Here is a 13473-nt window from a genome sequence, read left to right as displayed (position 1 = left end):
CGCCAGTTTATCCGCTCCCCAAGACAATATTCTTTTCGCAGAGATATTATTTGTTGATGCTCCAATTGCAAAAGTATCGTATATGGAGTATGAGAAACTGCTAAAGAGCATAAATCTAGTAATTTTGAAAAAAATAGGTGAATGCGAGCCAAATATAGCAATTGTGAAAAAAATAACGATTTTTTTTACTTTTTCTTCACTTTATTACAGATAGCTAGAAGGAGCGCCAGTTTATCCGCTCCCCAAGATAATATTCTTTTCGCAGAGATATTATTTGTTGATGCTCTAATTGCAGAGTATAGGAGTAGAATCATTGTGATTGCGTATTTTCAATGGCAAGCATGAAAAATCTCTCTCGTGATAGGAGGGAACAGGGAACAGGAGACAGGTTACAGGCTGAAAATTTGCTGAATATGTCAGGACTTACGCAACTGGCACATGGGGTAGGGTGCGTCAGATGTGGAAAATCAATCCTTAAATGTATATGAAATTATCGGGGCTGACGCACCCTACAGTTAGTTTGATTATGACACTTGCGTAAGTCCTATATGTTTGTTTTCTGGTTAGTTTGTGTTTTAATCTGTCCAGCGTTGGGCGAGTCTCTGTCTACGATACGCTTTTAAAATAAAAATTGTCTCATCAAAATAAATATATTTTTGTCGATATAACTTTTTACTTCTTGATATGTAAAGTTGTAACCCAGTTCGTTTCCCAACTGTACTGCTATGCTGACGAGGCTAGCTTCGTCTGTTGCTACTCTTAAACGTTCTTTTAAAGAAGAATCTTGAAGAACTAGCTGATGAAATTTCTTGAGTTGATGGAATTGTTGGACTTGCTGTGGCAACACGTTTATCCTCTCTTTTCTTTATTAAAAAATAGAAAATGCAGATTCATCATCATGTGTCTGAACTAAAGCTTAGAGACTGTTTATAAAGTAAACCTTAACTCTCAAGAAACACAGGTGATAGGTGACAGGTGACAGGTGACAGAAAATAGGGAATAGTTGTGTTTCTTTCATATTTTGCGGGAGCGTTAACCGCGCCCGTGGGAGGCTCAAATCTTGCACATTCTCAATAAATACTTGGCTCCCTGCACTACCCACCCTACGAAATAATTAGATTTTCAGCCCATTATTTTGTCAATAAGAGGCTGGGTGCAAGATATAAGTTAAGTAGGTTGTGTGATGGCTAGCCTAGCTGTAGGCTATTGCAAATTGCGAATTGATAGAAATCAAAGAATAATTATTGTGGAGTAAGCCTGACAACTTGCTATGTAAATACAGGAAGTAAGAGTCCCAACTTAGAAAAATATTAAAATGGTTCATCTTTTAGGTAATGCAATAATTTTACACTACATCTTATTGTAGTAGCGTGACCGGAATAATCTTGTGCATTAGCCAAAAATCTAACATCTTACTCATCTGCGTTCATCTGCGTTCATCTGCGTTCGATTTTTTCCCTATCTATATTTTAGTTTAGACAAACTAGTAGGCTGTCTTTAACTATCTTTTGCCACTGACTACTGATAAAAATCAATCGATCTTGTAGGTAGAGTTTATATTAAGTCAACATCGAGTTACATAATATAGATACTTATGCAGTGTCAATATTGTTTATGACAAGATACAACCTTGATGGGTAGTTATTGGGCAAAAATTAAAAAATTACTAAAAAAGTTTGCTCCTTAGCTACTTTTGCGACTGGTTTTGGAAATTTTGGCTTTTACATTTTTACTCTCAATCTTGTTATACCATAATTTTAGGAAAAATTAACAATTACATCATCATTATCTTAGATAACAAGATAAACTACTCGAAAACCAGTGCCGCTACCTGCATGGTCTGCCTTGTCCCAATGGCGCTGGGCTGAACGGCAAAGAGTAGGGAGACAGTACCAAGCACCGCCTCGTAATACACGACAGTTATTAGACTCATCCAACTGCCAAACACTGCCATCAGCAGGCGCATTTTGATAGTTTTCATGCCAAGAATCAGCGCACCATTCCCAGACATTGCCGTGCAAGTCGGATAGTCCAAAAGCATTAGCTAGTTGGAAACTACCAACAGGGGTAGTTTTTTGCCGATATAACCCTTCTGTTTCCGAATCGTAAATGTAGCTACCGTCATAATTAGCGAGGTGAGAGGTTATGGTTTCACCAAAGTGGAAGGGGGTTGTAGTTCCTGCGCGACAGGCAAATTCCCATTGTGCTTCACTAGGTAATTGATAACGATGATTTGTCAGTTGGGAAAGCCTTTCACAGAACTCTACAGCATCATACCAGCAGACTTGTTCGACGGGAAGGTCTGGATGTTGGAAATTGGAGAGTTCTGGGTTAAGATATCTGTTGATTTGGGGCAGATCCGCAACTTTCTTCCACTGAGTTTGAGTAATGGGAAATCTGCTGATGTAGAAAGATGGGAGGGTAACTGGGTGTTGGGGGCTTTCATTGCTTTCTCGGCCTAATTCATTCTCAGGAGATCCCATCAAGAATGTTCCGCCTGGGATGTAAACCATATCGAGAAAGATACTATTTCCTAGATGTTCTGGAAAATATTGTGCTTTATTGATAGAGCAGTTAATTGGTTGTCCCATGTTGTTTAGGGTGACAACTTCAAAACTAAACTCTTGTAAGTTGTCTGATATGGACAATGTTTGTATTGGCAAGTTAGGTTCTATTGTCGGCTGATTTTGCGGGTGCTGTTGTTTGATACCATCTAGTTCTGTTCGCAGTTGTGCCATTTCTTTACTAGATTGCTGGAATTGCTCTTGTAATAGTGTGAGTTTGGCTTCTTGTTTTTGCAAAGTTTCGCTAAGAGCAGACTGTTCTTGATAGCTTTGTTCAAGCTGCAAACTCATCTGTGATGCACGTTGATTTGCTTGCTCAAGCTGTATCTGTGCTTGCTTTAACTTCTCTTGGGCTGATTGCAAGAGTGACCACATTTTCTTCGCCCAAGCCAGTCTGATATCTTCTTTTTGGATAATTTCGGGAATCCACGTTAGGGGAAGTGGATAGGGTGGAAAATGCCAATTACAACAAGGACAATAACTGTCCTGATTGTGAACATACTTACTTTGGCAGACGGGGCAGCGAGGCATGAATATAACCTCTTGACCTAAGTTAAACCTTTGACTGTGCCAATTTTAGATTGAGGTTGTTGGTTCATGCAATATCGCTTGTTACCAACACACATTTAAAATCGCTGGCTTTAAATCATCGAAGCTGCACACCTCTTGCGGTGTGCAGTCAATCTAAAACTCCTCAATATTGATTGACTTACTGATACCATCTTTCTATAAAGTTGAGCTTAATTCTCTCCCCTACCTTTCCCCCGATGTTTTGGGAGGATGTAAGACTCAGGAATAATGATTAAGTGCATCGTTACAACCATTTGGTACTAGCAGCCAAGATAAAAATTTTTATTCATTTTGCGTTTTAAATACGCAAGAAATTAGGAATAGCAGTTGTTTGTTGCTTGGTGTTATGAGAATTGATGACTTCCTGAGTGTTTGCGAACGTGGATATTAAGGATTCGTCTACCACTACATGGGAGTTGGAGTCATAGGAGTTGGAGTTTTTTTCTTGTTCAAATAGAGGACGAAAGCTGTTTAGTTCTGCTAGTAGAGCTGAACCATTGCTGATAATGACCCCTAGTACTGGATCTAAAGCGAATATCACTCCTGCTAGGACAACACTAAGATTAGGAACTGCGGCGATCGCAGTATTTTGATAAATAATTTCCATTGCTCGTTTAGCAATGGCAATGGCATGGGTAATGCCCCGCAAATCGTTTTCTAACAGTACCACATCAGCAGTTTCTCTGGCAATATCACTACCATCAAGAAAAGATATAGATACATCGGCATGAGCCAGGGCAGCAACATCGTTAATACCTTCACCAATAAACGCTACCTTCTGCCCTTTATCTTTGATGCTACAGATAACTTCAACTTTTTTGTCAGGAAAAACTTGTGCGTAAGTACGCTCCGGACTGATCCCCAATTTACTACCGACATGATTTGCTACACGCTGATTATCTCCAGTGAGGATATATGTTGTTCTCCCTTGACAATGTAAAGAATTAACAACTTCCATACTTTCTGGGCGTAGGGGGTCAGTGAACAAAATAACTCCCAGTGGTTGATTATTCTTAGCCACGTAAACCAGCGAGTAGGTGCTTGTCTTTAAATCTGGATATTTATTGTGGAGAGCATCTAAATTAATTCCTTCTTGTCGCAAGAGCAATTCGCTACCCACTAAAACTTTGTCATCCTCAATCAGGGCAACAATCCCCAAACCAACGCGATAATCCTTGGTTGTGGAAGGTTTCATGACCACGCTATTTTCTTCGGCATAGCGAATAATCGCACTAGCTACGGGGTGAGAGTTACCTTGTTCAGCAGAAGCGGCAAGTTCTAGGATTTCCTGGGGCGAGATTTCCTCATCTGCTGTTTTCACCTCCACGACTGCGGCATTTCCTTGAGTTAATGTGCCAGTTTTGTCGAAGACGACAGTATCTATCCTTGCGAGCATTTCCAATGCGCGACCACTGCGGATGTAAATTCCCTGACGTGCGGCATAGGTAACGGCTGCTAGGGCTGTTGTAGGCACGGCGATGCGAATGGCATGTCCAAAGTCAAGGTGTAGGGGAGCAAGCGCCCTCGATACGTCCCTGGTCAGGGCGAAAATCAATCCACTTAATACTAGGGTAGGCGCAATCAAGGCATTGGCGAGTTTAGAGGCGTAATCTTCCACGCGAGTATCATGTACTGGTGCGGCCTGCATCAACTGTACTGCCAAACCGAGGCGAGTGTTTTGACCAATCCGTTTTGTGAGGATACAAATCTTGCCTTGTAATAGCAGGGTAGAAGCATGAACAACTTGCCCCTCGGAGCGAGATACTAGCTTAGATTCTCCTGTGAGCTTGTGTTCGTCGATGAGGGCAGTACCCCTTAAGACTCGACCGCTTACAGGTATGGTCTCACCTGCATAAACAACTACGCGATCGCCTTGTTTAACTTCACTTAATTGAATCAGTTCTTCTTGCCCATCCCTTTCTATCCTGACGTACTTATCTACTCCTTGCAGCAATTCCAACATTTGTTGTTCATTAGCACGGGCGGTAGCATCTCTTAGTACATCCCCTGACTCGATCAAGCTGACCATTAACGCTGGCCCCACAAAGTCACCTTTGATTGTATAAAGGCTCATCCAGAGGATATCCAGAATATCAGCATCTAAACGCCGTTCTTCCATCATCATATCAACCGTGCGTTGGATAAAGGGAATGGCGGCAACAGCTACTACTCCTGCTACTAATAAAGGCGGAACAGGTAGCAATTGTTGAGCCATAACTGCTAATCCCAAACTAAAAACGGGCATTCCTACTCGCTCCATTGCCCAAGCGATCGCTGTTTTGTATTCTGTGTCCGTTGGGGCAGTGTCTGACGGAGTTTCCATGATGGCTGCCTGCTTAACCATCATCAGTACCCTTTCTTGTACTGTGGTGCTGGAAACCAGATGTTCTTGATAGTAGATAATTAACGATTCTGCGGCTGGGTTGATGCGAACACTGATGATAAAGTCAAAAGATTCAATTAACAAATTTAATTGGCTGGTATACTTGATGTCTCTAGATAAGCGAGGAATTTTCATCCGCAAGCGGCCGCTAGTAATATGGATGATTTGGCAATCTATTTCTTCAACATCCTTTTTTACGCCTAGATGTTCTTTTTCGGCAAGTGATTTGATCATTGTCTGCCCTTGATATTGGTCAGGTTAAAAATAATTCTTAGAATTTAAAAAATATTTTCATATGAGCAGCGATTTATTACATCTATCTTAGGAATAATTACTTCCTCCCCAGGTATTAAATTACCAATTAGCTATATAAGTTTTTGTTAATTTAAACAATTTTAGATTGAGAAAAAGAGCAAAGATACCCTACTCAGTCTAAGTTCTGTCTGAAGATAGAACTTAGATGAAAAAGTACCTGCTCATAATTAAGATGTTGCCTTAGCAAGATTTAGGTGAATTTTGAGAAAATGAAAGTCTTTAAACCACTTTAACTATAATCTAGCAAAGACACCAATATTAACTGGTTATCTCAATAATAATTGGCAGTGGGTTTATTTATGAGCTTTCAACCATGCGGTTCTGAACTATTGACAAGATTATCTTGCTTCTAGTTACCGTGTATTCAGTATTTTCTCAAAAGCTAAGGTTTACTATCGCAACTTATACTATTTACGGATACAAAGTCGGCATAATATCATATGCGTCTCATCAGTGATAATTCCCAAGTCCAAGTACCAAGGGTAAAAACCCTGACAATCCGTCCATTTGACCCTCTGCTATCCTGCTACCTGAATCATAAGTTTTCCCAAAAATAATACAATTCATGAGGGCAATTTTCATTCTTAATTTTTTTTTAAATATTTACGTCTACTTTTGCCAATCATAATAGTTAGCAGATATATTTATATTTCAACTAGCTAACCATCAGCATAGCACTTAAATAAAGTAAATAACCAGCCAATAACAGTACTTAGATACCTTTTTCTTCACAATAACTTATATTAATAATTAACATAAGTTTATTGTACATATTTATAGTTGGGGGTACATGCAATTAAATTGATGATGGGTTTCTGGTTGAGTATTCGCTAAAGCTGTCTGTCAAAATATATGCTAAAAATTCTGGCTTAATTACTTTATAAAACTTATAAAATCGTCTTTTGAATTTTTGATGGTGGCAATTCAATAGAACTTTACAACAATAGAGCAACAGTACTATGTCCTACCTTGATGTTCATCGTGTCAATATTCTGCCTAACAGACGACCTCTCAACGACCAGAAAGTTGCTGAGTTGATGGAATCTATCAAAGCTAATGGACTGTTAAACCCAATTACTTTAGACCAAAACTTCAATCTAGTTGCCGGGTTGCACCGCCTTACCGCCTGTAAGTTAATGGGTTTCCAAGAAATTGAATGTCACATTATTACCTGCGAAGACCAAGACCAAGCTCGTCTGGCAGAAATTGATGAAAACTTGATTCGTAGCGAATTAGATACTCTTCAACGGTCGGAATTATGGTTGGAGCGTGACCGCATTCTGGAACGGATGGGAATGAGGGCAAAGGTGGGGGACAACCAGTTTACGGCTAGAGGTAGTGAAATAATTTCACCACCGCCAAAAACTACCTTGGAGTTGGCGCAAGAAACAGGTTTCACAGAGCGCACTTTACAGTATGGTAAGCAAATTGCCAGAAATATAGCCCCAGAAGTGAAAGAAAAAATTAAAGGCACACCAATTGCTAAGAGTACCTCAGCTTTACTGAAGGTAGCTAGAGCGGGTAGTAAAGAAAGACAAGAGGCAGAACAAGCAGAAATAGCGGTAAAGGACGCTAAAGCGCAAAAGAAAACAGGTGAAATGGAGAAGCAAAAAAACTTAGCAACAAAGGCCAGAGAGAAACAGACACAACTCCAGTTAATTGCGTTGCAAAACGCCATAGCCCAAAAGGAGGCTAAGGAGTTGAGCAAGCCGACTCAAAACTCATTAAGAAATGTTAAAAGTGATGAAATTTCTATCCAGACTGACGATGTTTGGATGCTCGACCGACATATGATTTATTGCGGTGATACCACCGATGAAGATTTTATTCAACTATTACCATCTAATGCGGCATTGGCGATCGCTTCTCCTGGTTGTTCTTGGAAGCATGACTATTTAGTCAACGAAGCTCGTGTTGTAGCTGTGATGTGTCGTGAGGGATCTATCTACAACCTTTGCAAATCCACTCAGATGCCCTTTAGATTTGAATTAGTTATAGGAAATATTTACACAGCAATTTTTTCCCAAAAGCCTTTGGTTAAACCAAACCTGAATCCTGATATTGAGGGTGTTGAAGGTATCGTTGCTTATTTAGTCAGCTTTTTCACCAAACCCGGCAGTTTCGTGATTACCCCTTGTCTTGGACATGGTGAAGCCCTAATTGCTTGTGAACGTCTAAAACGAATTTGCTTTGCTGGCAACGAAGATCCTCAACAAGTTAAAGAGGCGATCCTGCGTTGGCAACGCTGCACAGGGAAAAAAGCCCAGAGAGCCTGAACGGCAAGCAATTCCAATTCCCTCTTTTCTCCTGACAAGAGTATGGGTGTTTTAAAACCTCATACCCTCATATCCTGACACTTTTACATCCAGTCTGAACAGATGGACTTGGTGTATAAATTTTGTCTTTTCAAGGCAAAAGTAGCTGGGAACACAGAAAATTTCGACACTAGTATGTTTACAAAGTCAGAATAGGCTGCCACGGCAATTGCCATGCAATATCTTGTCTTGTGCTTCTACTGGCTCTTGTAATAAAAGTTTTGAGAATGTAAGTATACTTACTATAAGTATTTTAAAATATTTGTTTACAGAGTTATGATCAAGTCTTATTAGTATCTTTTAGCTCTGAGTTAGGAATAACTGAACCTTGGTTTTTAAAATAAATAATTTATTTAGATTACAATCACTGTAAACATACTTAAATAATTAGGGGTTTTTAATTTACTAAACACTATAATCCATTGTTTCATGGTTTTTAGCCCAAGTTGTTTCGCACTACCAAAATCATGGCATTTATAAAAATTGAGGAGATTGTGGTTAACACGAACTATATTGCCGCTATTAGATTACAAAGCCCAGCCCACTCTGAACAGGAAAGCGTATCTTTATTGATTGCCATTCCCAATGCTTATCTATTACAGGAAGATAACATTTCATCCAATCTCTCCCACTACGAATGGATAGAGTTTACAGGGGCTTCGGCTAAAGCACTACGAGACTATTTTACAAGTTTTAATAATGTCATTGATTTGCTACCGTTATATCATTAATAAAAATTAATGATGGCGTAGCGGTTACTGATTAATTAAATTTACTTGTGTCGTCAATAATTTTGATGGATAGGGCTATGGAGAGAAATTTGTGTAGAGACGTGTAGATATGGATATACCCGTCTCTACAAAAATTTGGGTAAAGCATACTTAATTGCGGGAATTTTTAATCTTTAAGCATTTACTACACTATTTTAGCCGATAAAGTACTCGTATATTCCTATGGTAATCATCAATGATCCTGAAATAGTTCCAGCCCAAAAATTAGATAGTCTTGTGGTAGAGCGCTCACCCAAGATATATCCGAGCATAATTGCCATAATGCTAAATCCAAAGGTAAAAAGTGTCATAGCACCTAAGTTAACCTCAGAAATCCCAGCCCCTATCCCACCACCTAAATTATTGAACGTTAAACCAAATGCCAAGGCGATTGACTCACGAATATCAATATAACCAGATTTGTCTATGTCTGCTTTTGCTGGGTTTTCTATATATGTTGCATAAGAAAACTCACGGATAATTTCTTGCGAGAACTGCTCAGTCATCATGGCTGGAGATTCTTCTAAAGCAGTCCTCGAACCAGATGAAGAAAATTTTGACTCTACAGGGACTTTGAAGCGTTCCATTGCTAAAAGCATTCTCGTTCTTTTGCGCTGTTTTTTTAATGTTTGCCTAATTACCCAAACTCCAATACCTACTAACACTGCACTACTGAGAAGGTTAGCAACACGGATATCTAAACTTTTACTGATGTCTTCACCAACTGATGTAGCAAGATAAGTACCCAAGGCAGAAATGAAGGCAATAAAGAGATTTGTGGATAAACCTATTTTGATATTCTTGAGACCATAGGCAATTCCGACTGCAAAGTTATCTACATTCGCGGCAATAGCTAATAAAAAAGCCGTTATAAAGTGCATAATTAATCCTCCAATGCAAGTCAAGCAACAAAATTATTGTGTGGGAAATGGGTGTAGCTCATAACAATCCAGAAATGATGCTGACTGTTAAGGCAATAACTACACTGTAGAAAAAAAATGACATCAATGTGTGTCCTAGCGCTAGCCGCCGCATAGCAGACGAAGTAAGTTGTGTATCGGATGTTTGAGATGTCATACCAAGAGTAAAGGTGAAATAGAGAAAATCTAAGTAACAAGGAAGTTCTACATTAGAAAACTCTAAGCCTCCCATTGGTTCTCCTTCATGGCTTAAGTCATCGCTGCGGTAATAAAATGACGCATAATTTAATGCAAACATTGTCTGCATCAGTACCCAGGAACTAAAAATTCCCAGAATCGATAATCCCACCGAGAGGGTAAAGGAATCTTTATGCTTGGCTAATACGAAGGCGATCGCAAACAGACTACTGAAAGCAAGACATACAACCAGTAAAAATACTGCCAAATGATCCGCTTCTATACGTTGAGAAAGGTAACGAGTCTTCTCAGGACTAGCATTGAAAATCATCAACCAAGCTAGAACTACAAAACAGAGGATTCCTGCACTCCAAGCAGAAAGAACACGTATTTCCAATATGGAAGATGGCGTAAGCAAGAAAACTACAGCAGCTAACCACATAGACACGATTGTGCGGTGTTTTGGGCTGAGGTTCTTACAAGTGATCAATAAAGAGTCAACATTCATAACCTGACTCCAATAATTGTTGAGTAGAAACTATTGAGTGATCTCAAGCTAAATCAATCCAGAAACAACATTAACGCTGGAAGCTAAAATTACCATATAGAAGAGAAACGAAACTACGGCGTGTCCTAAAACTAACTTTCGTTTTGGTAAAGATGTAATCGATACGTCAGAGGTTTGAGCAGTCATCCCAATTGTGAAGGAAAAATACATGAAATCCCAGAAATCAGGCTCTTCCTCACCTGGAAAGTCTAACCCCTTGGCATATTCTGCTTCCTCACTGCTTAAGTCTTGACGGTAGTAGGAGGTAGCGTAATGGAGTGCAAATACAGTATGGGTTAAAAACCAAGAACAAAGTACCGCTATCAAAGACAAACTGACTTTAACAACAAAAACGGAACTTGGTATGTTTTGATTATTTGACTGCATTAGCCCAATAGCAAATATACTGGTGCAAGCAGTAATCATTACCAAAGAAAATGTTACTGAATGTTGTGCTTCTTTACTTTGAGCAAGATAGTAAGTTTTTTCGGGAGTTGCACTGTTTGCCATCAAAACAAACAGCATTAAAAAACAAAGCACCCCAGATATCCAAGCCGCGAGAATTTGAATATCTATATGCGTAGAGTCTGGCATGATGGTGAAAGCTGCCATCCCCACCATAATTGATAATCCCAAACGACTACGTGAATCTAAGTTCCTGAGTAAGCTAAGTAAAACGGCTAATTTAGCTTGCACTAAATGCAGAAACTGGAGAGTTTTACGTTGGTCAGCATGAGTTCTTCTTGATACAAGTTTCATAGTTTTTTAGAGGTTTGAGGTTAGTAGCAATCGGACGCTTTAACCCAACCTGAACAAGCTAGAAATTTAAAGTTCCTCAGAGCTTGTGGAAATCAGCTTTGTTGAGAAAGCAATCTAAATTATATAGAAAACAGCCGAGTATTTTCCGCATAAAAATTTTGTAAGCACACTCTATGCCGCTAGGTCATTTATCTATAAATTGACAGTTCCCTACAAGAACCTAGCTGAATAGCTCTGCAAGACCAGCACCATTCAAACACTTATCAACTTCAGAAAAGTTTTTGCTAACAAATATTTTAGTTTGATTTAAACATTTTTGAGACAGAAACAAGACTCAAAACTATACAGGGCAAGCAACATACACAGAAGGCTTAAAAATGCTGTAACCCCAGATATAGCAAAAAAACTTTGCAAAACTATGCCAAACTTTACCTATATATGTTTGATGATTTTTTCAGGCTACTTTTTGTCTAAGTCCCTTTAGTAGTATATACACAACAGTAATTGATGTAAAGAATTTAGTTTCTGATCATTTATGTAGTTAAAGCAAATGAATATTAACGTAGTGCCTGCTTGACAACACTGAATGGGACTTAGACAAAAAGTTAGGCTGAAAAAATCATCAAAGGTATACACCAAAAGATTTTGACATCGTTTTGCCTAGAAAGATTTTGACATCATTTTACCTAGTTTCTTGATATATCTGGGTTGGAAGCAGTTTTGAGCCTTCGGTGTGTTTCCCTGGTCTTATATGGGCTTGAGCCTTTTTTCTGCCTCAAAAATTTTCAATTCCTATTAAAAGAATATCTCAATCACTGACATCTGTTTTTGTGATTTATTTCATCAGACACAGAGAGGTACAGGTATGAAATCTACAACACTTGACTAAACTTCAAGTACAGGTTTCAATATGTTATGTTGCGTAACGAAAGCTTAATGTTGTTTCTTTTACTGTAGTTTTCCTGATAGTATCTACCTTAGAATCAAATAGGTAAAGACTTTTAGTCAGCTTCCTTACCTGTTTTTCTACAGTTTTTACTCTCACTCTCACTACCTAGCCTTCTTGTCATTGCTCAATGCAGCTACTAAATATTCGTTTCTACTTTTTTGTCCAGTATTTGAGGTAACATACCTTGATAACTTGAGATGCGGGTTATCTAAATAGCTGTAGCTTGAAGCAAGCAAGTTTTTTTATCACTTTAGAGGTCAAGTAAATATGTTTGAACTCGAAGCTCTTTTATTAGGTCTTGAACCTATAACTGCTGCTGTCATTGGGGTTGGAGCATTGGTTTTAGTCCCTATTGTCGGCGCTCTTGACTCAGCAACAGGTAACAATGTTTCTGAATCTGCAAGAAGTGCAGCTAAGACTGGATTAGTTTGGACTTTTGATGCTATTGATCAGGCCCAATCAAGTTTCGCTGAAGCAAGTGAATCTTTCAAAGATTTAGTTGCAGAAGCTAAAGCAGAGCGTACAACTTCTAGAAACGGAACCAGCGAAGCTCCTCGTGAGGTAACCATCGGCTAACTTCTGCCAAGCAAAAGTATCAAGGTGAATAGCTGATGCTTGCCACAGACTGATAACCAAAAGGCTATCAGTCTTTACTACCCAATCTACTAGCCATCTGAAAATACATTTTGTCAAAAGTCGCCCAGTAGCGCAATGCCACAATATATTTAACTTGATGGTTTCAGTCTTCACCAATAACTTTGAGTGTTATCACTTAATACTTGTTGATATCTGCATCTTTAAAGGTGGGGCTAGTTTGTCATGCAAAAATAGTAATCTATTGTATTATGGCAATTTTGTGATCCTACGGCATCGCTTACGGCTAGGCTAACGCTTGGGTAGATAAAGCTTATGCCTACGTGATGAAGAACTGATTATTAAGAATTGGTATGTTGTCAAGTTTGCTTAGTTACTTAGTATAATCCCCTCCCCACGTTTTTGTCATCTGTTTTGCAGAAGCAGAGAGTATGCGGTGAGGTTTACCAGAATTATTAAATAATTATGCAGACTTGATATTGCTTATCCTCTCAAGAAACACAGGTGACAGGTGAGTCCAGTCCTGTAGGCGGTGAGTGCAGTGCTGCGGGAGGGTTTCCCTCTCTCCGAGACGCTTACGCGAACCGCAGGCAACTGCCGAACCCGGAGG

General features: G+C 39.2%; 9 protein-coding genes. 3 read left to right on the top strand and 6 right to left on the bottom strand.

What is annotated here, in order from left to right:
* Positions 1 to 619: 619 nt before the first annotated feature.
* The 3 genes from H6G83_RS06460 to H6G83_RS06450 all read right to left on the bottom strand — a co-directional run bounded on the left by H6G83_RS06460 (position 620) and on the right by H6G83_RS06450 (position 5751).
* Positions 620 to 847 (bottom strand): Nif11 family protein, encoded by a 228-nt coding sequence (locus H6G83_RS06460; protein WP_190468719.1) that lies wholly within the window; start codon positions 845 to 847, stop codon positions 620 to 622.
* Positions 848 to 1790: 943 nt separating this feature from the next.
* Entirely contained in the window at positions 1791 to 3095 is a 1305-nt protein-coding gene (locus H6G83_RS06455; RefSeq protein WP_190468717.1) for a formylglycine-generating enzyme family protein, read from the bottom strand.
* A gap of 337 nt (positions 3096 to 3432) precedes the next feature.
* Positions 3433 to 5751 carry a heavy metal translocating P-type ATPase gene (locus tag H6G83_RS06450; RefSeq protein WP_199328343.1) on the bottom strand — a complete coding sequence of 773 codons (2319 nt, stop codon included), beginning with the start codon at positions 5749 to 5751 and terminating at the stop codon, positions 3433 to 3435.
* Between the two features lie 1040 nt (positions 5752 to 6791).
* Between H6G83_RS06450 and H6G83_RS06445 the strand changes: the two genes are divergently transcribed.
* Together H6G83_RS06445 and H6G83_RS06440 are read left to right on the top strand one after the other, a co-directional pair.
* Positions 6792 to 8108 (top strand): ParB/RepB/Spo0J family partition protein, encoded by a 1317-nt coding sequence (locus H6G83_RS06445; protein WP_190468713.1) that lies wholly within the window; start codon positions 6792 to 6794, stop codon positions 8106 to 8108.
* 506 nt (positions 8109 to 8614) lie between these two features.
* Positions 8615 to 8878, top strand: coding sequence for a hypothetical protein (locus H6G83_RS06440; RefSeq protein WP_190468710.1), 264 nt, complete (start codon positions 8615 to 8617; stop codon positions 8876 to 8878).
* Positions 8879 to 9072: 194 nt separating this feature from the next.
* Here the strand turns inward: H6G83_RS06440 and H6G83_RS06435 are convergent, their stop codons facing one another.
* The 3 genes from H6G83_RS06435 to H6G83_RS06425 are packed head-to-tail and all read right to left on the bottom strand — an operon-like array spanning position 9073 to position 11320.
* The gene (locus H6G83_RS06435) at positions 9073 to 9798 is read right to left on the bottom strand and encodes a manganese efflux pump (RefSeq protein WP_190468707.1); all 726 of its coding nucleotides are present in this window, start codon (positions 9796 to 9798) and stop codon (positions 9073 to 9075) included.
* A gap of 58 nt (positions 9799 to 9856) precedes the next feature.
* On the bottom strand, positions 9857 to 10522 hold the full coding sequence (locus tag H6G83_RS06430; RefSeq protein WP_190468704.1) for a DUF1345 domain-containing protein: 666 nt from the start codon (positions 10520 to 10522) through the stop codon (positions 9857 to 9859).
* A gap of 48 nt (positions 10523 to 10570) precedes the next feature.
* Positions 10571 to 11320 (bottom strand): DUF1345 domain-containing protein, encoded by a 750-nt coding sequence (locus H6G83_RS06425; protein ID WP_190468699.1) that lies wholly within the window; start codon positions 11318 to 11320, stop codon positions 10571 to 10573.
* A gap of 1216 nt (positions 11321 to 12536) precedes the next feature.
* On the opposite strand from H6G83_RS06425, the gene H6G83_RS06420 reads away from it, so the two are divergent.
* A complete protein-coding gene (locus H6G83_RS06420; protein WP_190468697.1) occupies positions 12537 to 12845 on the top strand; it encodes a DUF5132 domain-containing protein in 309 nt (102 codons plus the stop codon).
* Positions 12846 to 13473 lie beyond the last annotated feature (628 nt).

This window comes from Anabaena azotica FACHB-119 (assembly GCF_014697625.1).
Taxonomy (GTDB): domain Bacteria; phylum Cyanobacteriota; class Cyanobacteriia; order Cyanobacteriales; family Nostocaceae; genus Trichormus; species Trichormus azoticus_A.
The sequence above is the reverse complement of the archived record's forward strand: the minus strand, read 5'-3'. Positions and strand labels throughout refer to the sequence as shown.